This is a genomic window from Bradyrhizobium sp. SZCCHNS3016, from assembly GCF_032484535.1.
Classification (GTDB): domain Bacteria; phylum Pseudomonadota; class Alphaproteobacteria; order Rhizobiales; family Xanthobacteraceae; genus Bradyrhizobium.
Window position 1 is genome coordinate 266,488 of record NZ_JAUETE010000001.1, and the last position, 22,887, is coordinate 289,374.

The window sequence follows — 22,887 nt, forward strand, 5'->3', positions numbered from 1 at the left end:
GTCATCGCACGAGACAGGGGCGCTTGTCGTCGAAGGTCCAGCCGGGGATCAGATACTGCATTGCGACGGCGTCGTCGCGTGCGCCGAGCCCGTGGCTCTTGTACAGCGCATTGGCCTTTTCGATGGCGCCGCGGTCAACCTCGATGCCGAGCCCGGGTTGCTCGGGCACGGCAATCCTGCCGCCCTTGATCTGCAGCGGCGCCTTGGTCAGCGCCTGGCCGTCCTGCCAGATCCAGTGGGTGTCGATCGCGGTGACCTTGCCCGGCGCGGCGGCGGCCACATGGGTGAACATCGCCAGCGAAATGTCGAAATGGTTGTTGGAGTGCGAACCCCAGGTCAGGCCATTGTCCTTGCAGGTCTGGGCGACGCGGACCGAGCCCTGCATGGTCCAGAAATGGGGATCGGCCAAGGGGATGTCGACCGCGCCGAGCCGCAGCGCATGGCTGAGCTGCCGCCAATCGGTGGCGATCATGTTGGTCGCGGTCGGCAGGCCCGTCTCGCGGCGGAACTCGGCCATGATCTCGCGCCCGGAGAAGCCGGCCTCGGCGCCGCAGGGGTCCTCGGCATAAGCAAGGATGCCGTGCATGTCCTTGCAGAGGCGAATGGCCTCATCGAGCGACCAGGCGCCGTTGGGGTCGAGCGTGACGCGCGCCTGCGGGAAGCGTTTCGCGATCGCGGTCACCGCCTCGATCTCGGCCTCGCCCTTGAGGACGCCGCCCTTCAACTTGAAGTCGGCGAAGCCGTAGGCGTCGTGCGTGGCCTCGGCGAGCCGCACCACGGCCTCGGGCGTCATCGCCTCGTGGTGGCGGAGCGTGAACCAGCCGTCCTTCTCGCCTTCGCCGGTGGCGTAGGGCAGGTCCGTCTTCCTGCGGTCGCCGACGAAGAACAGATAGCCGAGCGCCTCGACCGATGTGCGCTGCTGGCCTTCGCCGAGCAGCGCCGCGACGGGCAGAAGGAGATGTTGGCCGAGCAGGTCGAGCAGCGCGGATTCCACCGCCGTCACCGCGTGGATCATCACGCGCAGATCGAAGGTCTGCTTGCCGCGGCCGCCGGCGTCACGGTCGGCGAAGGCGGTGCGCATCGAGGCGAGGATGGTATTGCAGGCGCCGATGCTTTTGCCGACGATCAGGCTCTTCGCATCCTCCAGCGTCTGCCGGATCTTCTCGCCGCCGGGCACTTCGCCGACGCCGGTGTGGCCGGAATTGTCGGTGAGGATGACGAGGTTGCGGGTGAAGAACGGCCCATGCGCGCCGCTGAGATTGAGCAGCATGCTGTCACGGCCGGCGACCGGAATGACCTCCATGCCGGTGACGACCGGCGCGCCGGAGATGCCGGTCTTGGTGGCCTCGTGACTCATGTGCTCCTCCTCCTCGCTACCACCTCCGTCATTCCGGGGCAGCCCGTCAGGGCTGAACCCGGAATCCAGAGATTGGCTTGCGTCTCTTCTTGTCGATCAACTTCGAGATTCCGGGTTCAAGGCCTTGCGGCCTTGCCCCGGAATGACAGCCAATTACTCCGCCGCCTGCTGCGCCGAGACGGCGCCTGGCAGCGCCTTCACCAGCGCCGTCAGCTCCGCCATCTCCTCCGCGGTCAGATCGGTCAGCGGCAGGCGGACAGGGCCGGAATCGCGGCCGATCACCTTCATGCCGGCCTTGATGATCGAGACCGCGTAGCCCTTCTTGCGGTTGCGTATCGCGATCAGCGGCAAAATGAAATCCTTCAATCCGGCCTGGATGGTGGCGTGGTCGCGCTTGCGCACCGCGGCATAGAAGTTCGTCGCGAACTCCGGTACGAAGTTGAATACGGCCGAGGAGTAGGTCGTCACGCCCATGTCGAGATAGGGCAGCGCGAAGGTCTCCGCGGTCGGCAGGCCACCGATATAGGTCAGGCGGTCGCCCATCCTGGTGTAGACCCGGGTCATCAGCTCGATGTCGCCGATGCCGTCCTTGTAGCCGACCAGGTTCGGGCAGCGCTCGCACAGCCGCGCCAAAGTATCCGGCTGCAGGATGGCGTTGTCGCGGTTGTAGACGATCACGCCGATCTTCACCGACTTGCAGACCGCCTCGACGTGGGCGGCGAGGCCATCCTGCTCGGCATGGGTCAGATAGGGCGGCAGCAGCAACAGGCCGTCCGCGCCGGCCTTCTCGGCGCCAATGGCGATCTCGCGCGCGATCGCGGTGCCGTAGCCGGTACCCGCCAGCACGGGCACCCGGCCGCGGGTCTCGTGCACCGCGACCTCGACGACCTCAGGCACCTCCGCAGGGGTGAGCGAGAAGAACTCGCCCGTGCCGCCGGCGGCGAACAGGCCTGCGACCTCATGGCCGCACAGCCAGTCCATGTTGGCGCGATAGGTGGCTTCGTCGAACGAATAGTCGGCCTTGAACGGCGTCACGGGGAAGGAGAGCAGGCCGCTGCCGATCTTCGCAGCCATTTCCGTCGGGGTCATCTTGCTCATCGCGCGGGTCCTTCACGAATGTCCTTGGGAATGGGCGCGGCAGGCGCCGGCGCATTCCCCGGGCGATGTCGTAGGACCAAGTTCGATGCCGGTCCAAGCCAATGACGGTATCGATTGATGCAGATCAGATATCAATCTTCCGCCTGCTGCACGGCGAGATTGCCGGCCAGCTCGACCAGTGCCGGCAGCAGGGGATTGTCGTGATCGCGCCGCCAGACCAGGAACAGCTCGGCCGGCGTCGGGTTGCGCAGCTTCAGCGGCCGCAGCCGGACATCGGCGATCTTCAGGCTGGAGGCAGCTTCGGGCACGATCGCGAGCCCCAGTCCGGCGCGCACCATCGCCAGGATCGAGTGGATCTGGCTCAGGTGCTGCACGTAGCGCGGCAGCACCTCTGCGCGCATGAACTGCGACACCAGGAGATCGTGGAAATAGCGTGCCTCGGTCTGCGAATACATAATGAAGTTCTGGCCGTCGAAATCACGGATCGACACGGTCTCGGCCGAGGCCAGCCGATGCCGGCGCGGCAGCGCGGCGCAGAGCGGCTCGGCGACGACGCGGCGGGTGGCGAATTCGGGGCGCGCGATCGGCGGCCGCAGCAGGCCGGCGTCGATCTGGCCGGAGGCCAGCGCCTCGATCTGGTCGCCGGAGACCATTTCCTTCAGCGACAGATCGGCTTCTGGAAGCTCGCTGCGGCAGGCGGCGACCAGATCGGGCAGGAAGCTGTAAGCCGCGGCCGCGGTGAAGCCGATCTTGAGCGAGCCGCTCTTGCCGCTGGCAATGCGCTGCGCCACCTGGGCGGCGCTCTCGGCCATTTTCAGGATGCGCCGTGCCTCGGGCAAAAAGCTGCGCCCGGCCGGCGTCAGCTTCACCGAGCGGCTGGTGCGCTCCAGCAGCACCGCATCGATGATGTGCTCCAGCACCTGGATCTGCCGCGACAGCGGCGGCTGCGTCATGTTGAGCCGGATCGCGGCGCGGCCGAAATGCAGCTCCTCGGCCACGGTGACGAAGCAGCGCAGCTGGTTGAGGTCGAACATCGATGCCTCCTCGGCATGGATCGGGCGGTGGTGCGGGCTTGGTAGCATCGATTGGGTGCAGTGGGAATGTTGGCGGGATCGTCGGCCGCGGCTTGGCAGACGCGCCAAGCTCGGCGGTTCGCATCAGGCGGGGCCACTGCCTGCCGCGCCCGTCATGCGCGGAGCGAAGCGATGATGCAATCCCGGGTCGCCGGCCGCTGTGGTGCCCGCGCACATGTTGACATCTGCAATGCAATACGCGCGCGGCGTGCGCCGCGCATCGCCGGCCATGCCGAGGCCGAAGACCCCGGCTGCCACCTCGCCAATGCCGAGATCGGCCTGACCGTGCCGGCCAACCGCATCAGGACCTCACTCCATCGCGGAAGTGAATCAGGAAGCTCCGCTGTCCCAAACGTTCGGAACGAGATCTCCTTCTCCGTTGGGGCCAGCTACTGAGCCGCACGTTGCGGGCACGGCGCTGCAGCCGGCCGTCCATGGCGAGCGTCAGGTGCCCGCTCACTTGGCGGATGCGGCAGCGCGGGCATCCGCAATGGCCTGCTTGAAAGCCTGTGCATTGGGGACGCCGGGGATGCGGAAATGGCCGATGATGAAGGCCGGCGTGCCGCGGAAGCCGAGGCCCGTGGCCTGCTCGTGGTTGCGCGCAAGCACGGCGTCGATGTCGGCGCGCTTGGCCGCGAGGTCGGCCTTGGCGCGGGCGAGGTCGATTCCGGCGCCGCTGAGCGCCGCATCGACCTTGGCCTCCGACAGCTTCTCATTGAGCGAGATCAGCGCCTCATGGGCTTCGGCGAACTTGTCCTGATATCTCGCCGCCAGGGTGAGGCGTGCCGCGTAGATCGAGGCGCCGCCGAAGATCGGCCAATCCTTGAAGACGAGACGGACGTGACCGTCGTCGCGAACCACCTTGGCGAGCTCCGGGCTGATCTTGCGGCAATAGGGGCATTGATAGTCGAAATACTCGACGATCGTGATGTCGCCATCGGCGTTTCCGACAGCAGGGATGGCGGGATCGTGCAGGATGCGCGCTTCGCTCAGAATGTCGGTGTCGTCGTCCTCGGCGCGAGCCTGGAGCGGCAGGATGGCCGCGGTCAACAGCAGCAGTATGGCGATCGATGCGGTAAAGGCCTTCATGTTCATGACTTGTCGTTCTCCTGACGCGGGATGGTCGATGCGGTGTCGATGGCATCCAGCACGGTCTGCGGCGTCAGCAGTTCGGGGAGCAGGATGCCGTTGGGAGCTCCGGGGCCGTACACGATGTTGAACGGCAGGCCGTAGCGGCCGAAGGATCGGAGATAGGTCGCGATCGCGTCGCTGGGCGAGGTCCAGTCCGCCTTGACGGCAACGACACCCGACGCGAGTCGGCTGCGCACGGCCGTGCTGTCGAGCACGAGCTTCTCGTTGACCTTGCAGGTGACGCACCAGCTGGCGCCGATGTCGACGAAGACCGTATGGCCGGCACGCACCTGTGCCGCGATCTCGGCCGGAGCCAGCGGTTGCCAGGCGATCTCGGCCACCCGGTCCCCGCCGTCCGGTGCCTTGATGTAGGTCGCTGCCGTCAGCGCCAGACCTGTCGCGATGACGAGGCTGGCTCCAGCGATCGTTCGCCGCAACGGGAAACGGAGCGCCGCCATGATCAGCGCAGGGACGAGCAGCGCAGCGGCGAGGACGGCCGCAGTCGAGGGTCCACTGATGTCGGCGAGCACGATCAGCAGCCATAGCGCGGTCGCCGCCATCGCGAGCGCTGCAAGCGCGCGCAGCTTCAGCATCCAGCGGCCGGGCCGCGGGAAGAGTGCGGCAAGGCCCGGCGCCGCGGCGAGAGACAGATACGGCGCAGCCATGCCGAGCCCAAGCGTGGTGAACACCAGCAGGATCTGCGGCGCGGCCTGCGACAGCGCAAAAGCGACGGCGGTGCCGACGAATGGCGCCGAGCACGGCGTGGCCAGCAGCGTCATGACGAAGCCGTTGATGGCATGACCTGCCATCGTCCTGCGGCTCGCAGCGTTGCCGAGGCGGCCGACGATCGACCACGGCAGGTTGATCTCGAACAGGCCGAGCAGGTTGGCACCGAATGCCGCTAGCACGATGATCATCGCGATGAGGAAAGCGGGCTGCTGAAACTGCAGGCCCCAGCCGACTTCGGTGCCCGCGGCCTTGAGCGCGGACAGGATGATGGCAAGGGTCACGAACGAGGCGACGATGCCGGCCGCCGTCGCCAGGAATGCCCGACGCGGCGAGGGCGCGTGTGCGGGATCGTGATCGACCAGCGAAACGAGCTTCAGCGACAGCACCGGAAACACGCAGGGCATGAAGTTGAGGATGAAGCCGCCGAGCAGGGCCACGCCGAGAATGGCCCAGACCGATGCCGCCGAAGGACGGGGTGCCGGTGTGGCTGCTTTGGCCGCAGAAGCGTGGGCAGCTTGATCGACATCCACCGGAATCATGGCTTCTACCGATCGGTCGCCATCGACCAGGGTGACCCGCAGGCGTTGCACCGGACCGGCCCGATCGAGGCCTTGCACCGGCACGGCGATCCGTACGCCGCCGTCCGACATCGTGCTCACCTGGGGACGGCCGCCGGACACGGCGTCGTCCCCATCAAGGAAGACGTCGGGTGCGTGCAGTGGCGGCGTAGCATGCGCTTCGAGCAGCAGTTGCGGCTTTGGTTGCCGATCGATGCGCAGCGCCGTGATGGAAAGTCCGGGCGAACTCGCCCGCGGGACGCTCTGCCGCCATTCGTCGATCAGCGCCTGATCGTTCGGCCGACGCGAAACGGCGGGGATGTCGGCCTCGAGATCGGCCTCCTGCTGGGTGCAGATGACCGAGCAGACGAACAGCACGGCCTTCAGCGTGAGATGTGCGGGCGCCGCTCCATCCTCGAGCCGCACGCGCAACGGAAACAGCACGTGCTCGGCATAGCCGAACGTGTCGATATCCTGCTCGCTGAAGCGGCTCGGCGCCGGCCATTCGACGGTGACATCGGCGACGTTGCGCGAGCCGCTCCAGTCGAATTGCGGTGGTGCGCCGGCGTCGCCGGCCGAGCGCCAATAGGTGTGCCAGCCTGCATCCAGCCTGACATCCAGTCCCGCCCACGCCGTGGCCGGGCCGTCGTCTGCTCGCGTGATGTCGCCGACCAGCAGGCGCGTGTCGACGTTCGCCTGCGGCCGCAACTGACCGGCGGCGGCGGTCGTCGCCGCAAGATGGAGCAGGCCGAACAGCAATACGAGCCGGCCAAGATGACGGATGGACATGATGATCTCCCGCGCGCTGATCGCACATTGCGGTGGCCGTTGCGCCGCGCGATCCGGCGCAAGGCACGCCTAGAGACGGGCACCACGAGCCGATCCGCGTGACCCGCGATCGATGTTGGATATTCGTTCGCTCAAGTCACGGCGTTACGCTGCCCGTGAGCCGATGAGCACGGAACGGTCAGGCGTGGCGACAGGGAGGACGGTAGGGCGAGGACCCGTGGCATTGCGTCGTCAGCGCCTCGTCATAGGGGCGCCAGGACAGCGTCCGGGAGGCGGCAACCGGCTGTGCCGCAGGATTGTCGTTCGCCGGGACGGCGGTCAGACCAGCCGCGGCAAACGGACAGGTGTTGATCATGCCCGGAAGGACGGCCTTCCTGCACGGCTTGGGCGCGCTCGTGGTCGTTCGGGACCATTGAGGGGCACCGGCACCGGTGTCTGCCGTGGCAACCTCGAACGTTCCGAGCAGAGGCGCCAGACTCAAGACGAGCGCGATCAGCGCCGCCATCAGGCGGCGTGTCATCGCGGGCATCTCGAAATCAGCGCGCATCATCTTGGATCATCTGCTCCAGCTTGGACTGGTCGCGCAGACGGGCCGCTCTTGGCAACTGACATCTTCGTGACGCCGCGAACTTGCGGCCCAGGTCGGCATCGCGTGAGCAAAGCGAGTGGTTCTCAAAGTACGTTGATCGGTACCTTCAGGAATGTCTTTCCCGTCGCGTCCGCGGGAGGCAGATGTCCGGCGCGGATATTGACCTGAAGCGATGGAATGATCAGGCGCGGCATGCCGAGCGTCTTGTCGCGGGCCTCGCGAAGCGCAACGAACTCGTCCTCGGTCATCCCGTCTCGCGCGTGGATGTTGTGGAGCCGCTCCTCGCCGACGGTCGTTTCCCAGCGCACCGCGCGGCCGTTGGGGGCATAGTCGTGACACATGAACAGCCGGGTCTCGCGCGGCAGCGTTTCAAGGATCTTCCGGATCGAGCGAAACAGCGTGCGCGCGTTGCCGCCTGGAAAGTCGGCCCGCGCCGTTCCCCCGTCGGGCATGAACAGGGTGTCGCCGACGAAAGCTGCATCGCCCATCACGTGCGTGGCACAGGCGGGCGTGTGACCGGGCGTGTGCATCACGAGGGCCGTCATCTGTCCCACCTGATAGGTGTCGCCATCCTTGAACAGTCGGTCGAATTGGCTGCCGTCGCGGCGAAACTCCGTGCCCTCGTTGAAGACCTTGCCGAAGGTCTCCTGCACGGTCAGGATATGCTCGCCGATGCCGATCTTGCCGCCGAGCTTGTCCTGGATGTAGGGCGCAGCGGAGAGATGATCGGCATGCGCATGCGTTTCGATCAGCCACTCTGGCCGGAGGCCGTTGATCTTCACGTAGTCGATCAGCATGTCGGCGGAGCGGGTGCTGATGCGGCCGGCCGCGTAGTCGATGTCGAGGACGGGATCGACGATCGCGCAGGACGGCGATGACGGGTCCTTCACTACGTAGCTGATCGTGCTGGTGTCGGGATCGAAAAATCCGGCCACCTTCGGCTGCACGCGGAGATCGATTGGATAGGACATGGCTGCTGCTCCACGATTTGGCTCCGGGGCGGCATCGCCGCCCACGCCGCGTTTGTCGTCCTGCGCGGTCTAAGGCATCGGACTGGATTTCGTTCCGCAGGTATTGATGCCGAGCATCGCGTAGGGCGGGCACCAGCCGATCAGTGCGGTGCCGAGCGGGATCAGGCCCAGAAGGCCCCACAAGGTCTGCGGCCCTACGACCGTGAGACTGAGGATCGCCAGTCCGACGATGATCCTGAGCAGCCGGTCGATCTTGCCAATGTTCTGTGTCATGTCGCGCTCCCCTTTGGCTTGCGATGATGCCAACGATAGAGCGGGATACGGCGCGCGTATGTAACTAAGTCACCAAGAGACGCCGGTTCCTAATCATGCTGGGCCAGCTGGACAAGCGCCGGTCTGTCGGTGATCTCGACGATTCCGCGAGCCATTCGCAACCAGCCGCGCCTCGCGAATTCATTGAGCTGGCGGCTGATGACCTCGCGTGCGCTGCCGAGCTCGTTGGCGAGCTCCTGATGCGTCGCAGCGATCTGCTGCTTTGCCCCGGCGAACTCGAGAAGCTTCTGCGCGAGCCTCACATCGATCCGCTCGAACGCGACCTCCTCTATGATGCGGAAGAGATTGGTGACGCGGCGGCTGAACGCGGTGAAGACGAACTGACGGAATTCGCGCGAGCTGGCGATCAGCCGGTCAAACAGCGCGCGCGGGATCGCCACGGCGCGGATCCGGGTCTCCGCGATGCCCTCGGCCTGGTATTCCTCGTAACCCATCAGGCAGGCCGTGGTCAGCGCGCAGCTTTCGCCTGCCTGGACGCGGTAGAGCACGATCTCGCGGCCGGACTCGGACGTCTGCTGCACCCGGATGGTCCCGTCCAGCAGCAGCAGGAAGGAGTCCGGCGCCTGGCCGGGGCCGAAAATCCGGCTGCCTTCCGGAAGCTCGACAATGAGGCTGGCCTCGCGCAACTGCGCGAAGGTCTCCTCCGGCAGTTGTCGCAACGGCGGGAAAGCGCTCGTCCAGTCCTGCTCCGACGACATCACGACATCCGGCTGCGCCACATCGGCGTCGTCCAGACTTGCCACAGGATCGCGCGTGGGTCGAGGGAGGGGACATGCCAGATCGGCGCTCGCGCATCCCGCGGCCGTCACAGCCGTTCAGATGACGCCCGCAAAGCGCATCAGGATGCCCGCGATGCACGAGGCGGCGAGCACGACGAGCATTCCCACGTTGAAGCGGAAAATGGCCGTAGCGGCCGCAACCGACAGGACAACGGCCGGCAGGTCGATGCTCATCGGCCGGGGCGCGTCGAATGACAGTCCAAATCCCTGGATCGGAAAGGTCTCGCGGAAGAGGGTGTGCAGCGCGAACCAGATCGACAGATTGAGAATCACGCCCACGACGGCGGCGGTGATGGCCGAGAGCGCGCCGCCGAGCGCCTTGTTTCCCCGCAAGGCCTCGATGTAGGGCGCGCCGACGAAGATCCAGAGAAAGCAGGGCGCGAACGTCACCCACGTCGCCAGCAGTCCGCCCAGCGTGCCGGCGAGCATGGGAGACAGTCCGCTGGCCCCGCGGAACGCGGCCATGAAGCCCACGAACTGGACGACCATGATCAGGGGACCGGGAGTCGTCTCCGCCATGCCGAGGCCGTCGAGCATCTCGCGCGGAGCAACCCAGTGATAGTACTCCGCAGCCTGTTGCGCGACGTAGGCGAGCACGGCGTAGGCGCCGCCGAACGTCACCATCGCCATCTTGCTGAAGAAGATCGCGATCTGGCCGAAGACGTCGTTCGGCCCTAGCAGGATCAGCAGTGCGAAGACGGGGACGAGCCAGATCGCGAGCCAGACGGCGGCCACGCGCAGCGCGCGCGAAGCGTTCGGACGGACGTGATCCGGCACGGCCTCGCCGAGCATGCTGTCGATCGCGCCGGCGCTCTTGCCGCCGTGCGCGAGGGCTGCGAACTCCGGCCGGCCGAGGCGGGCACCGACGAAGCCGATGACTCCGGCGGCAATGACGATGATCGGAAACGGCGCCCCGAAGAAGAAGATCGCGACGAAGGCTGCGGTCGCCAGTCCGATCATGATCCGATTGCGCAGCGCACGCTTGCCGACGCGGACGACGGCCTGGATCACGATCGCCAGCACGGCCGCCTTGAGGCCGAAGAACAAGGCTTCGACGACGCCGACATTGCCATAGGCTGCATAGATGTAGCTGAGGCCCATGATGGCGAAGATGCCGGGCAGAACGAAGAGCGTTCCTGCGACGATGCCGCCCGTGGTCCGGTGCAGCAGCCAGCCGATATAGGTCGCAAGCTGTTGCGCCTCCGGGCCGGGCAACAGCATGCAGTAGTTCAGGGCGTGCAGGAAGCGGCTCTCCGAGATCCAGTTCTTCTCCTCGACGAGGATGCGATGCATGACCGCGATCTGACCGGCGGGGCCGCCGAAGCTCAGCACGGCCACGCGGATCCAGACGAGAAGCGCCTCATTGAAGGAGATGCCGTGGGCGTGCTCCGCCGCGACCGGCTTCCGGGATGCTGCGACGTCCGTCATGACTTCACCTTGCTGGTCGGCCAGTTGTGCGCCTCCTTCGTGGCGTCGCGGCACCAGCGGTAGAAGGCATCATAGAGCAGCAGGCCGGCGCTCAGCTGCTCCAGATCGTCGTCATACATTCGCGACAGGCCGAGTGAAGCGGCAAGGAGGCCAGGAGCCTCGGGCGAGAGATCAAGTCGCGCCGTATCCGCGGCACGCACCAGCGTGGCGAGTCGTTCCAAGGGTGGTGTCCGCAGACCGAGCTCCTCGACCATGACGTCGAAGGTGCAAAGCTCGCCGCGGTGGCTCCAGAAGACATTCTCGATGTCGAAGGGAGTGGCTTGGAAACGCTCGGCGACGGCTTCGACTTCGGCCGGCGTCACGAACAGGAAGACCGCGGCGGGGTCGACGAAGCGACGGATCAGCCATGGACAGGCGATGCGGTCGATCTTGGGGCGTGATCGCGTGACCCAGACGGTGCGGCCGCGGTCATCCCTGCTCGGAATTCTGTCGGCTGGCACGGTCGGGAGTTGGGACTCCTTCCAGCCGACGTGCCCGCCCTCGAGGACCTCGGCTGCGACGTTGCTGCACCGGAGCCAGGCCGCGGTGCCTTCGCTCAGCTTCTTGCCTTTCTGGCAGATCACGACAACCGATTGGCCGGTGAAGTTCGGTGCCCATTGCTGGACGTCGAGATGGGAGCGCCGTACCGCGCCGGGGATGAGGCGTGGGTCGGCGGCGAAATCCTCGTCGACACGCACGTCGACGAGCCGTGGCGAAGTCGCCGTGCCGATCAGTCGAGACAATTTTTCGGATGATATCGAGGTGTATGATGATGACATGCTGCGCCCTTGGTGACCAGGACGCGATTCTTGGGCATGTCGCCTCGCGGGGAGATCGCACATCCCCGTAAGCGAAATAAAGCGCTGGATGGGTCCGCTGTCAACCCGCCGCATTGGCCGGGAATGATCGATGTAGGGCCGGGGCGGATCTTAGTCGCTCCGCCGGAGGTGATGCGCTGACCCCTCCCTGTCCGGCTGGATCCCGGATCGCGGGCCTTACGTGATGAATTCGTGCAGACCCAGCCACCCCGTATAGACCCCGACGAGCACGATCAGAGCCGCCGAGACGTAGGGCGCACGGCGGGCGAAGCGACTGAGCCCGCTCCAGTGCCGCTCGACGTGCCGCAGGCTAAGGGCCGCCACAACGCCAACCGAGACCATCGTGATCGCCAGACCGATGCCGAAGCACAGCACCAGAATGAAGCCGAGGGCGAACTGCTTCAATTGGATGCAGAGCAGCAAGACGGTGATGGCGGCGGGGCAGGGGATCAACCCGCCTGTGAGACCGAAGGCGACGATCTGCGCGGTCGTGACCGTGCGTCCTGCAAAGCGCTTTCGAATGTCGTCCGCATGGGCGCGTGCGTGGGCATCGTCCTCATCGCCGAGATCCATGTGATCGTGCCCATGTTCCTCGAACAGGATCTCGGCAGTGTCACCCGCAAGCGCAAGCCGTACCTTGAACGCGTGCGGCTCGGGAATCTCCTCGATGCTCTCCAGGTAATCGCTTGCGGCGCGGAAGCTGAAGCTCTGCGCGTCGCCGTCGCCGCGAATGGTCGTGAGCTGGAGTTCGCCGGCCGGAGGGAGCGCGCCGGACTCGGTCCGGACTCGCCAGCGTGGCGGCACGCCGTCTTCGAAGATCTCGAGCAACAACGTACGTCCGGTCAGCACGACGGATGTCGGCGCGTCGTGATGATGATGACCGTGATGTTCATTCTTATCCCGCCACGTGCGCCAGACCATCCACACGGCGATGCCGATGATGACGACGGCCGAGATCAGTTGCAGATAGGCTTCGCTCCGCGCCCCGGAGAGTTCCTGGCCAAAGTGAAGCCCGGCCAGCGCGATCACCCACACGATCGCGGTGTGGGAGAGGGTTGCCGACAGGCCGAGCAGCACGGCCTGAAAAACGGTTCCTCGGATCGCGACAATGAACGCAGCCATCACGGTCTTGGAGTGACCCGGCTCGAGCCCGTGCAGCGCACCCAGAACGATGGCGCTGGGGACGAACAGCCAGGCGTTCGCGCTGCCTTGTTGCAGAAGTTGAGACAGGTCGGTCATGCGAGTGTCATTTCAGATAGGTTCGAACCACTTCGATGAGGTCCGCGGCGCCCTTGGCCTTGTCAGGATCCTTTTCATGCGCCGGATCGACGACATGGTGGCGGATGTGATCCTCCAGCAGCTCGGTGGTCAGTCCTGCGATTGCGCCCCTGACCGACGCGACCAGCATGAGGACGTCGGCGCAGCCCAGCTCCGCGTCCAGCGCCCGTTCCACGGCATCGATCTGTCCTTTGATGCGCCGGACGCGCGCAAGCAGCTTCGACTTGTGTTTGATCGTGTGCGACATTGCCATAAGATAGGGGGGTACCCTATATAGGTCAACAGGACTCCGTGACCCCGACCGGTCGTTCGCCCATGGCAGGCGCGCTTCTCGAGCCAGCCCGGCTCGACATGGGCGACGTGTGTCCGCCGGTCGACGCATGATCGGGCCGCCCAGCCCGCCTCAGATCAGCAAGGGCAGCTGTGCGTCCGCCCCGGCGTCATTCTGCTGCTGCAAGGATGACAGCGAAACGCCGAGGAGCCGCACCGGCTTGGGCAACGGCATCTCGCTCTGCAGGAGCGCAACGGACAACCGCGCCAGATCCTCGCGACTTCCGACCGCGTGGGCGACGGACCTGCTGCGCGTCATGATGTCGAAGTCGGCGAACTTGACCTTCAGCGTGACCGTCCGGCCTCGGTTGCCGCTGGTTTCACAATGCTGCCAGACCTTGTCGATCAGGGGCTGCAGCTCCGCCAGCATCGGCTCGAATTCCGTCAGGTCCGTCGAGAAGGTGTTTTCGGCGCCGACGGATTTTCGGATGCGATTGGCTCGGACCGGGCGATTGTCGATTCCGCGCGAGATCCAATAGTAGTGGTTGCCTGCTTTGCCGAAGTGCTGCTGGAGGAAGGGCAGGGTCTGATTGCGGATGTCGAGGCCGGTATGAATTCCGAGCGCGTTGAATTTCGCAGCGGTCGCCGGGCCAATGCCGTGAAACCTGCCGACCGGCAGCCCCTCCACGAAGGTTGGACCCATCTCCGGAGAAATGACGTATTGGCCATTGGGCTTGCGATGGTCCGAGGCCAGCTTTGCGAGGAACTTATTGTAGGAGATTCCCGCGGAGGCATTGAGTCCAGTTTCGGCCTTGATCCTGGCCCGGATCTGCAAGGCGATGTCGCGCGCCAGCGGAATGCCTTGAAGGTTTTCGGTGACGTCCAGATAGGCCTCGTCCAGCGACAGAGGTTCGATGATCGGCGTGTGCTCGGCGAAGATGGCGCGGATCTGCTGGCTGATGGTCTTGTAGACCTCGAAGCGCGGCTTGACGAAGATCAGGTCCGGGCACTGGCGTTTTGCCGTCACCGACGGCATGGCCGAGCGCACGCCGAACGCCCGAGCCTCATAGCTCGCGGCTGCCACGACGCCGCGCTCGCGCGATCCGCCGACGGCCACGGGTTTGCCGCGCAGCTCGGGATTGTCCCGCTGCTCGACCGACGCATAGAATGCATCCATGTCGATGTGGATGATCTTGCGAATGGCCGGCGGCGCGGCATCCTGTTTCGGACCGGAGCTTGGCATCGCCAAGCTCTATCAGAGCGTGGCGATGAAGTCTGCCCGGCCCGAGCGCTGCCTGCGACGTCCCTTTGACGGCGGCGTTGCGATGAGATCTGCCCGTCAGGCCCTCAAACGGCGGCTACGGAAAAGCGCTCAGAAAAGGATGGCCTACGGTGATTGAAACGAAGCAGCGCAGCCGGGATCCGTTGTCAAAACGGGTCTCGACGCCGCGAGCGAATTTTGCCTGAGCCCGGCTGTGATGTTCGAGCTCACGTTTCTGGGGACCTCGGCGAGCGTTCCGTCCGCGGACCGCAATCATCCCGGCCTTCTGGTTCGAGCAGGCCGGCGTCGCATTCTCGTCGATTGCGGCGAGGGGATCCAGCGTCAGTTGCTCCGCGGTGGGGCAGGCTTTCGGCGGCTCGATCGGATCCTGCTCACCCACGGCCATTTCGACCATGTCCTCGGTATTCCCGGACTGTTTTCCACCCTGCGGCTGCGCAGGAGCGCTGACATCATGCGCGTCCACGGCAGCCCCGGCACGCTCGATGTGGTGGTCCGAATGCTCGCGGGGCTGTGGGGCGAGGGCCGCGCGCCGATCCCGCTTGAGTTCGTACCGCTCAGGCGCGGCGAGGTTCTCGAAGCCGGTGAGTTCACGATCAACTGCTTTCCCGTCCGGCACCGCGACACCGACGGCTTCGGCTTCGAATTTGTGAGTCGAGCGCGCCGCCATCTGCTGCCAGAGCGTCTGGCAGCGCTCGCCGTGCCCGATGGGCCCGTGCGGAAGGCCTTGGCGGAGGGCCGGCCGGTCACGCTGGAGGATGGCCGAACCATCGATCCCGAGGATGTTCTGGGGCCTCCGCAGGGACCGAAGAAGCTCGTCATCGTCGGCGATGCGGAAACGACCGAGGGTCTGCACGAGCACGTCCGCGACGCGGACATGCTCGTGATCGAGGCGACCTTCCTCCGGCGCGATTCTGCCATGGCTCGCGACTACGGCCACCTGACGGCCGCGGAGGCCGCCGGCCTCGCGGCGTCCAGCAACGTCAGGCAGCTCGTCCTGAACCACATCTCCGGCCGCTATCCCGACGAGGAGATCCTCGCCGAGGCGCGGGAGATCTTTCCTGACAGCCGTGTCGCGATCGATTTCGACCGGATGGTGGTCTAGCGGCTCGTTCGGGCACGTCTGCTACGTCGCACCTGAGCCGCTCTGCAAACGGCTCTGGGCGAACGCGATGTACCAGTCGAGGCAACCGGGATTGGCCATCGCATCGCGGTTGATGACCTTGTCGAGGGGCTGCCCGAGCAGGAGCTTCTTGATCGGGAGCTCCTGCTTCTTGCCGGACAGCGTGCGCGGGATCTCGGCAACCGCGAAGATGTCGTCAGGCACGAAGCGTCGCGACAGGCTGCCTTCCACCGCCATGTTGATCTTCCGCTTCATCGCCGCATCGAGCGCGACGCCGTCGCGCAGGACCACGAACAGCGGCATGTAGCTGTCTCGGCCGAGATATTCGAGATCGACGACCAGCGAATCGAGGATCTCCGGCAGCGCTTCGATGGCCGAGTACAATTCGCTCGTCCCCATGCGCAGCCCGTGGCGATTGATGGTCGCATCGCTACGACCATAGATCACGCAGGAGCCGTCCGGATCGACCTTGAGCCAGTCGCCGTGCCGCCAGACCGGCCCGCCCTCGCGCGTCTCGAAGGCGTCGAAATAGCTTGCGAGATAGCGCGCATCGCCGTCGTCGTTCCAGAACCGCAGCGGCATCGACGGCATCGGCGCGGTGCAGACGAGCTCTCCGACTTCGCCGATGACGGCCTTGCCCTGGTCGTTGAAGGCCTCGACCGCTGCACCGAGGACGCGGCACTGCATCGTTCCGGGCACCTGCGGCAATTCGCGATTGCCGCCGATGAAGGCGCCGGCGAAGTCGGTGCCGCCCGAAATATTGGCCCACCACATTTGCGCCTGCGCCCGGCTGCCATTGACCTGCGACAGCGCCGCGAACCGCTGATCGAACCAGGCCTGCGTGTCGGCGCTGAGCGGCGAGCCGGTGGACCCGAGGCAACGCAGATGGGACAGATCGCCCGCGTCGGCCAGGTTGATGTCCGCCTTGACGCAGTTCGCGAAGAACGCCGCGCCCGCGCCGAAGAAGGTGGATTTTGAATTCGCCACGAATCGCCACAGCGTGGTCCAGTCCGGACGATCCTTCGGTCCGGCGGGGCTGCCGTCGAAGATGCAGCACGTGGTCCCGTTCAGAAGCGCGCCGACCTGGTTGTTCCACATGATCCAGCCGGTCGAGCTATACCAGTGATAGCGCTCGCCGAACGAATTTGGCTGATACGAGCAGCCGATGTCGTTGTGCAGCCCGAGGAGGGCGAGTGTGACGATGATGATTCCGCCGTGACCATGCACGATCGGCTTCGGCAGCCCGGTGGTGCCGCTCGAATAGACGATCCAGAGCGGATGATCGAACGGAAGCCACTCCGGTTCGAAGGCATCGATGCCAGGGCTTGTTCTTGCCAGAATGTCCGAGAGACGAACCCCGTCGCTCACCTGCGCGCCGGCATCGTCACTGTGCAGGATGACGTGACCGAGTGTCGGCAACGACCGGCGCAGCTCCTCGACGACACCGCGGCGATCGTGCCGGCGGCCGGCATAGGTGACCGCATCGCAGGCGATCAGCACCTTGGGTTCGATCTGCTTGAACCGGTCGATCACGGCGGGCGCGGCCATGTCGGGCGCGCAAACGCTCCAGATCGCGCCAATGCTCGCCGAAGCGAGAAACGCGATGATGGCTTCGGGTATATTGGGCAGATAGGCGGCGACCCTGTCGCCGGGCGCCACGCCTTGCTCGCGCAGATGCAGCGCCAGGGCGGCTGCCTTTCGCCGAAGCTCGGGCCAGGTCGTCTCCGTGAGCCTGCCGTCCTCGTGACTGCTGATGATCGCAGGCAGGCCCGCCGCATCGGCGGCGTCGACGTGACGAAAGACCTGCTGGGCGTAGTTGACCGAAGCGCCCGGAAACCAGACCGCTCCCGGCATCGTGCGCTTGCCGAGGACGGTCGAAAACGCGGTCGGCGACTGCAGGTCATGATAGTCCCAGATGCTGCGCCAGAATCCGTCGAGGTCGCGGATGGACCATTGCCGCATCGGCTCGAAGTTCTCGAAGTGGAGGCCGCGATTGTCCCTCAGCCATTGCCGATAGAGAGCCATTTGCGGGACGTAGGGAGCTATCATCATTCGTTCCGGCTTGTTTGCGTGGTACGGCCAGGAGACGCCAAGAGGCGCTCATTTCGACTTCTGCTTCCGCCGCTTGTAGAGCGCGTTGAAGCCCCCGGCCATGAAGGTCACGAACCGCTCGCGGACCGCGGCGAAATCGTCGGACTTGCACAGGCCGCCGGACAGGCGGTCGATCCGGCCGGTCCGTGACAGGATCAGCGAGTAGGCGCCGGAGGTGAACTGGAAGCTCCAGAACAGGTCCTCAGGCCTGGCGTCGGGCAACGCCTTCTGCAGCAGCCCGATGAGACGCAGCACCAGCGGATCGAGATAGGTGTCCATCATCTCCACGCCATAGCCCGGCGCGTTGGCGACCTGCGCGAAGATGCGGCCGAAGTGTCGCCAGTTGTCCTCTTCGTTGACGTAGACGTCGAACGCGCCGTCATAATAGGCACGCAGCGCGCCTTCAACGGTCGGACGATCTCCGACCTTGGCCTCGTAGGCATCCAGCCCGGCCGTGCGCACCGTGACAGCGTATTCCATGCGGCGTTCGAACACGGCATCGAACAACGCCCTCTTGCCCTCGAAGTAGTAATGGATCAGCGCAGGATGGATGCCCATCTTCTCCGCCACATCCTTGATCGTCACGCCGAAATAGCCGAGCTGCGCGAACAGCTCCTCGCTGGTGTCGAGGATCAGCTTCACCGTCGTCGCGCGCTGTTCCGCGCGCGTGCGGCGCCCCTCGGGTTTCGGCTGTGCTGGCATGCTCTCCATGGTCCCTGATCGGCGCACACAGGAACGGCACCGTTGGTGTTTTGACGATGAGGGGGTGGGCGCGCCCGGTCAAGCAAGACTTCGGCGTTCCAACAATTTCATTTAGTGCTAAATTAATGAACTTGACCGGAGGTCGACCGGACGGTAGGTGTCGCAGCGTGACGAAAGTGATCGCAGAGCAGGTGGGCAGCGCGGGCTGCCCCTCTCGACGTGCGCTGACGTCATCAACAATCGGCTGGCGATCGATCAGCCGCTCACGGGAGGACACATGACAACGATCGAGTCGACGGCGGCTGCCGTGCTGATGCTCGGCGTGGCCCTTTCAGCCCCGGCGTTCGCGCAGAAGAAATACGACGTCGGCGCGACCGACACCGAGATCAAGATCGGCCAGACCAATCCACTCAGCGGGCCGGCTTCCGCTTTCGGTGCCATCGGCAAGGCGGAGGCGGCCTATATCCGCATGATCAACGAGCAGGGCGGCGTCAACGGTCGCAAGATCAACCTCATTCAATACGATGACGCCTATAGCCCGCCGAAGACCGTCGAGCAGGTGCGCAAGCTGGTTGAAAGCGACGAGGTGCTGACCACGTTCCAGATCATCGGCACGCCGCCGAATGCCGCGGTCCAGAAATATCTGAACAGCAAGGGCGTTCCGCAGCTTCTAGCGGGAAGCGGAGCGTCCCGCTTCACCGATCCCAAGAACTTTCCGTGGACGATCTCCGCCAACCCGAACTACCAGTCGGAAGCGCACATCTACGCAAGATACATTCTGGAGAACTATCCGAACGCGAAGATCGGCATCCTCTATCAGAACGACGACCTCGGCAAAGACTACGTCAAGGGCCTGAAGGACGGGCTCGGCGCCAAGGCCGGCATGATCGTGAAGGAGCTGTCCTACGAGCTGTCCGACCCGACGGTCGATTCCCAGTTGGTGACGCTGAAGGCATCGGGCGCCGACCTCTTCTACAACATGTCGACGCCGAAATTCGCGGCGCAATCGATCAGGAAGGCGGCCGAGCTCGGCTGGAAGCCCGTCCACATCTTGGAGGTCAACGCGACGGCGGTCGGTCAGGTGCTCGTGCCTGGGGGGCTCGAGAATGCCAGGGACATCATCTCGGTCGCCTACGGCAAGGATCCGCTCGATCCGCAATGGGCCGATGACGAGGGCATGAAACGCTACAAGGCGTTCATGGCGAAATACGCGCCCGGCGAGGACGCCAGCAGCGGCTTTGCGACCTATGGCTACTCGACGGCCGCTCTGCTCGTCCACATTCTCAGGCAATGCGGCGACGAGCTGACGCGCGCCAACATCATGAAGCAGGCGACCAACATCGAGGGCTTCGTTCCCGATCTCGGGCTGCCGGGAATGTCGGTGACGACGACTCCCGATGACTACCGCATCAGCAAGCAATTCCAGATGATGAAATTCGATGGTCAGCGCTGGATCATATCGGGGCCGATCCTGACCGACGACTTCAAGGCGGACTGAAGCTTCTCACCGGGCCACGGCCTGATCGGGCGCTGCTTATGCGCCCGGCCATCCCGCGGCCTCTGCTTTGCCGTCACGGTGCCGCGGCGAAGGCCGGTGGCCGAAAGCTGACCCCTGTCCATCGGAGCGCCGCTCATGACCAGTGAAGCCGTCTGCCGCCGTCGCGGCTTCGATCCTGCGGCGCTTGCGGCGATCGGCCCGGAACTCGCCGCATTCGTCGATCGCGGCGAGCTCGCCGGCATCGTGTCTCTCACCTCGCGCGGCGGCGAGATCGTTCATGCCGAGACGATCGGCTGGCGCGATGTCGAAACCAAGAGCCCGATGCGCCCGGATACGTTGTTCCGGATCGCGTCGATGACCAAGCCGATCACCTCGGTGGCGGCGATGATGCTGGTCGAGGAAGGCAGGATCGCCTTGGCGGACCCGATCTCCCGGTGGATTCCAGAGCTGGCCGATCTGCGGGTCCTGCGTGACGCCGCCGGCCCGCTCGACGATACCGTGCCCGCCCGGCGCGCGATCACCGTCGAGGATCTGCTCACGCACCGTTCGGGCATCGCCTATGCGTTCTTCTCGGAAGGCCCGCTCAAGCTAACCTATGAGCGCGCGCTCGGTGATCCCGCGATGAACCGGTCCACGCCCGACGAATGGCTCGCTGCGCTTGGCACGCTGCCGCTGGCGTATCAGCCCGGCGACCGCTTCCACTACGGTCATTCGACCGACGTGCTCGGCTTCCTGATCGGCCGGGTCGCAGGCAAGCCGCTTCGGCAGGTGCTGCAGGAGCGCATCTTCGCGCCGCTCGGCATGGCCGACAGCGGCTTCTGGTTGCCGCACGCCAAGCGAGATCGTCTGGCGAGCCTGTACGGATATGACGAGACGGCGGGGCGGCTCGCGAAGGTCGAGCCGGTCATGTATGACGAGCCGCCGGCCTATACGCCGGGCGGCGGCGGGTTGATCTCGTCCGCGCCCGATTATCATCGGTTCGCGCGCATGCTGCTGAGAGGAGGCGAACTGGACGGCGTCAGGTTGCTGCGGCCCGCAACCGTGGAGCTGATGCGGACCAATCGGCTGACCGATGGGCAGCGCCAGATTTCCTTCGCCGGCATGCCGCTGTGGCAGACCTCCGGATTTGGGCTCGGACTTGCGATCGCCGAGGATTCCATCGGCAATCCCTATGCCTGCGGCGCACCGGGCTCGATGACCTGGCCTGGCATCTTCGGCACCTGGTGGCAGGCCGATCCCGTCAATGACCTGATCATGATCTATCTGATCCAGCATCAAGTGCCGGTCTCGGCGGGGACAGGGGCCACGATTGCCACCGGGCGCGGCGCTGCCGGCCGCCGTGCTCTTCCCGTCTATCAGCGTGGAACCTACGCCGCGTTGTCCCACATTGTGGAACAAGCGACATGACCGGGGCAGCGCTTGTCACCCCCGCGTGTCGGGCGGATTCGTCCAGGATGTGGACGCCGACATTCCGCCGAATGAAACGTCCGATCAGCGGCGAGCCGCCTTTCCTCACATTGCCGGAGCGGCGACATGCGTTCATGTCATGCCGAGCTTGTCATCCGGCCGTTATTCTGCTCAGTGCTTCTTCAAATTGCGCGATCATGCGCATCGATCGACTGAAGTCGACAGCCCGCGAGGAAACAAGACTATGCGCAAGTTAACTTTGGCCATTGCCCTGATCGTCCCGATGCTCGGTCACGCCGCGCAAGCCGAGGACACCGTCAAGATCGGCTATATCGATCCGCTGTCCGGCGGCGGCGCCAGTATCGGCGAGGGGGGCCTGAAGACGTTCCAGTATCTGGCCGACGAGCTCAACGCCAAGGGCGGCATTCTCGGCCATAAGGTCGAGATCGTGCCGTTCGACAATAAGACCAATCCGCAAGAGAGCCTGGTCCAGGCCCAGAAGGCGATCGACGCCGGCGTCCGCTACATCACGCAAGGCAACGGATCGTCCGTCGGGCTCGCGCTGGAGGATTTCGTCAACAAGCACAACACGCGCAACCCCGGCAAGGAAGTGCTGTACTTCAACTATGCCGCCGTCGACCCGAGCATGACCAACGAGAAATGCAGCTACTGGCATTTCCGCTGGGACGCCAGCTCGGACATCAAGATGGAGGCGCTCACCAACTACATGAAGGACATCCCTTCCATCAAGAAGGTGTATCTGATCAATCAGGACTATTCGTTCGGCCAGTCGGTCCGCAGCGATGCGCGCAAGATGCTGGCGGCGAAGCGGCCCGATGTCCAGATCGTCGGCGACGAGCTGCATCCGCTGCTGAAGATCACGGACTTCTCGCCCTACATTGCCAAGATCAAGGCGTCCGGCGCCGACAGCGTCATCACCGGCAATTGGGGCCAGGACATCGCGCTGCTGCTCAAGGCCGCCGCCGATGCCGGCCTGAAGGTCAACTGGTACACCTATTATGCGGGCGGCGCCGGCGGCCCGACCGCCATCAAGCAGACGGGCCTGGATCATCAGGTCTTCCAACTGACCGAAGGCTTCGCCAATTCGGGCCATCAGGCCGCGATGGACTACGAGAAGGCGTTCCGCGCCAAGGTCAACATGTCGCTGTGGTACCCGCGCGCGGTCAACGAGATGCGCATGTTCAAGGCGGCGGCCGAGAAGGCCAACTCCATCGACCCGGTGAAGGTCGCGGCCGCGCTCGAGGACCTCAAGCTCGAGGTGCTGGATGGCGGCACCGGCTTCATGCGCAAGGATGATCACCAGTTCTTGCAGCCGATCTACGTCTCGTCCTTCGGCAAGCTCGCGGCGAACGAGACGTTCGACGAGGAGAACACCGGCTGGGGATGGCACCTGGTCTCCAGGGTCGATACGCCCCAGGCCATGGTGTCGACGACGTGCAAGATGGCGCGTCCGTAACGATCCGCGCCGGCTTCCCGCACGAGGTCAGCGTGCGGGAAGTGGCGCCGGCCGTGCGTCGGTCCGTCGGA

At 65.2% G+C, this 22,887-nt stretch carries 20 protein-coding genes; 4 read left to right on the forward strand and 16 right to left on the reverse strand.

What is annotated here, in order from left to right:
• Position 1 precedes the first annotated feature (1 nt).
• The 14 genes from gudD to dinB form a co-directional block, all read right to left on the reverse strand.
• A complete protein-coding gene (gudD, locus tag QW881_RS01265; protein WP_316158072.1) occupies positions 2-1,357 on the reverse strand; it encodes a glucarate dehydratase in 1,356 nt (451 codons plus the stop codon).
• A gap of 153 nt (positions 1,358-1,510) precedes the next feature.
• Positions 1,511-2,455, reverse strand: coding sequence for a 5-dehydro-4-deoxyglucarate dehydratase (gene kdgD / locus QW881_RS01270; RefSeq protein ID WP_315754866.1), 945 nt, complete (start codon positions 2,453-2,455; stop codon positions 1,511-1,513).
• Between the two features lie 131 nt (positions 2,456-2,586).
• Positions 2,587-3,489: a LysR substrate-binding domain-containing protein gene (locus QW881_RS01275; RefSeq protein WP_316158071.1), complete on the reverse strand. Its 903-nt coding sequence runs from the start codon at positions 3,487-3,489 to the stop codon at positions 2,587-2,589.
• 495 nt (positions 3,490-3,984) lie between these two features.
• Complete coding sequence (locus QW881_RS01280) at positions 3,985-4,623, reverse strand: DsbA family protein (protein ID WP_316158070.1); 639 nt, start codon at positions 4,621-4,623, stop codon at positions 3,985-3,987.
• Positions 4,620-6,734, reverse strand: a complete 2,115-nt coding sequence (locus QW881_RS01285; RefSeq protein WP_315754870.1) for a protein-disulfide reductase DsbD family protein — start codon at positions 6,732-6,734, stop codon at positions 4,620-4,622. Before QW881_RS01285 ends, QW881_RS01280 begins: the two co-directional genes overlap by 4 nt.
• 178 nt (positions 6,735-6,912) lie before the next feature.
• Positions 6,913-7,254 carry a hypothetical protein gene (locus QW881_RS01290; RefSeq protein WP_315736659.1) on the reverse strand — a complete coding sequence of 114 codons (342 nt, stop codon included), beginning with the start codon at positions 7,252-7,254 and terminating at the stop codon, positions 6,913-6,915.
• Positions 7,255-7,406: 152 nt separating this feature from the next.
• Positions 7,407-8,294, reverse strand: a complete 888-nt coding sequence (locus QW881_RS01295) for an MBL fold metallo-hydrolase (protein WP_315754874.1) — start codon at positions 8,292-8,294, stop codon at positions 7,407-7,409.
• Positions 8,295-8,363: 69 nt separating this feature from the next.
• Positions 8,364-8,567: a DUF2892 domain-containing protein gene (locus QW881_RS01300; protein WP_315754876.1), complete on the reverse strand. Its 204-nt coding sequence runs from the start codon at positions 8,565-8,567 to the stop codon at positions 8,364-8,366.
• Positions 8,568-8,656: 89 nt separating this feature from the next.
• The gene (locus QW881_RS01305; RefSeq protein WP_315755151.1) at positions 8,657-9,325 is read right to left on the reverse strand and encodes a Crp/Fnr family transcriptional regulator; all 669 of its coding nucleotides are present in this window, start codon (positions 9,323-9,325) and stop codon (positions 8,657-8,659) included.
• Positions 9,326-9,442: 117 nt separating this feature from the next.
• Positions 9,443-10,834 carry a chromate efflux transporter gene (gene chrA, locus QW881_RS01310; protein WP_315754879.1) on the reverse strand — a complete coding sequence of 464 codons (1,392 nt, stop codon included), beginning with the start codon at positions 10,832-10,834 and terminating at the stop codon, positions 9,443-9,445.
• Entirely contained in the window at positions 10,831-11,652 is an 822-nt protein-coding gene (locus QW881_RS01315) for a sulfurtransferase/chromate resistance protein (RefSeq protein WP_315755152.1), read from the reverse strand. Before QW881_RS01315 ends, chrA begins: the two co-directional genes overlap by 4 nt.
• Positions 11,653-11,868: 216 nt before the next feature.
• Positions 11,869-12,930 carry a nickel/cobalt efflux transporter gene (locus QW881_RS01320; RefSeq protein WP_315754881.1) on the reverse strand — a complete coding sequence of 354 codons (1,062 nt, stop codon included), beginning with the start codon at positions 12,928-12,930 and terminating at the stop codon, positions 11,869-11,871.
• 7 nt (positions 12,931-12,937) lie between these two features.
• Entirely contained in the window at positions 12,938-13,216 is a 279-nt protein-coding gene (locus QW881_RS01325) for a metal/formaldehyde-sensitive transcriptional repressor (protein WP_315754883.1), read from the reverse strand.
• 156 nt (positions 13,217-13,372) lie between these two features.
• The gene (gene dinB / locus QW881_RS01330; RefSeq protein WP_316158069.1) at positions 13,373-14,482 is read right to left on the reverse strand and encodes a DNA polymerase IV; all 1,110 of its coding nucleotides are present in this window, start codon (positions 14,480-14,482) and stop codon (positions 13,373-13,375) included.
• Positions 14,483-14,717: 235 nt separating this feature from the next.
• Between dinB and QW881_RS01335 the strand changes: the two genes are divergently transcribed.
• Positions 14,718-15,623 (forward strand): ribonuclease Z, encoded by a 906-nt coding sequence (locus tag QW881_RS01335; RefSeq protein WP_315754886.1) that lies wholly within the window; start codon positions 14,718-14,720, stop codon positions 15,621-15,623.
• Positions 15,624-15,644: 21 nt separating this feature from the next.
• Here QW881_RS01335 and QW881_RS01340 read toward each other — a convergent pair whose 3' ends face one another.
• The gene (locus QW881_RS01340; RefSeq protein ID WP_315754888.1) at positions 15,645-17,690 is read right to left on the reverse strand and encodes an acetoacetate--CoA ligase; all 2,046 of its coding nucleotides are present in this window, start codon (positions 17,688-17,690) and stop codon (positions 15,645-15,647) included.
• A gap of 51 nt (positions 17,691-17,741) precedes the next feature.
• Positions 17,742-18,434, reverse strand: a complete 693-nt coding sequence (locus QW881_RS01345) for a TetR/AcrR family transcriptional regulator (protein ID WP_315754890.1) — start codon at positions 18,432-18,434, stop codon at positions 17,742-17,744.
• Positions 18,435-18,711: 277 nt separating this feature from the next.
• Between QW881_RS01345 and QW881_RS01350 the strand changes: the two genes are divergently transcribed.
• The 3 genes from QW881_RS01350 to QW881_RS01360 all read left to right on the forward strand — a co-directional run bounded on the left by QW881_RS01350 (position 18,712) and on the right by QW881_RS01360 (position 22,816).
• Entirely contained in the window at positions 18,712-19,932 is a 1,221-nt protein-coding gene (locus QW881_RS01350; protein ID WP_315754892.1) for an ABC transporter substrate-binding protein, read from the forward strand.
• A gap of 135 nt (positions 19,933-20,067) precedes the next feature.
• Positions 20,068-21,339 (forward strand): serine hydrolase domain-containing protein, encoded by a 1,272-nt coding sequence (locus QW881_RS01355; protein ID WP_315754894.1) that lies wholly within the window; start codon positions 20,068-20,070, stop codon positions 21,337-21,339.
• A 244-nt stretch (positions 21,340-21,583) separates the two neighbouring features.
• The gene (locus tag QW881_RS01360; RefSeq protein ID WP_315754896.1) at positions 21,584-22,816 is read left to right on the forward strand and encodes a branched-chain amino acid ABC transporter substrate-binding protein; all 1,233 of its coding nucleotides are present in this window, start codon (positions 21,584-21,586) and stop codon (positions 22,814-22,816) included.
• Positions 22,817-22,887 lie beyond the last annotated feature (71 nt).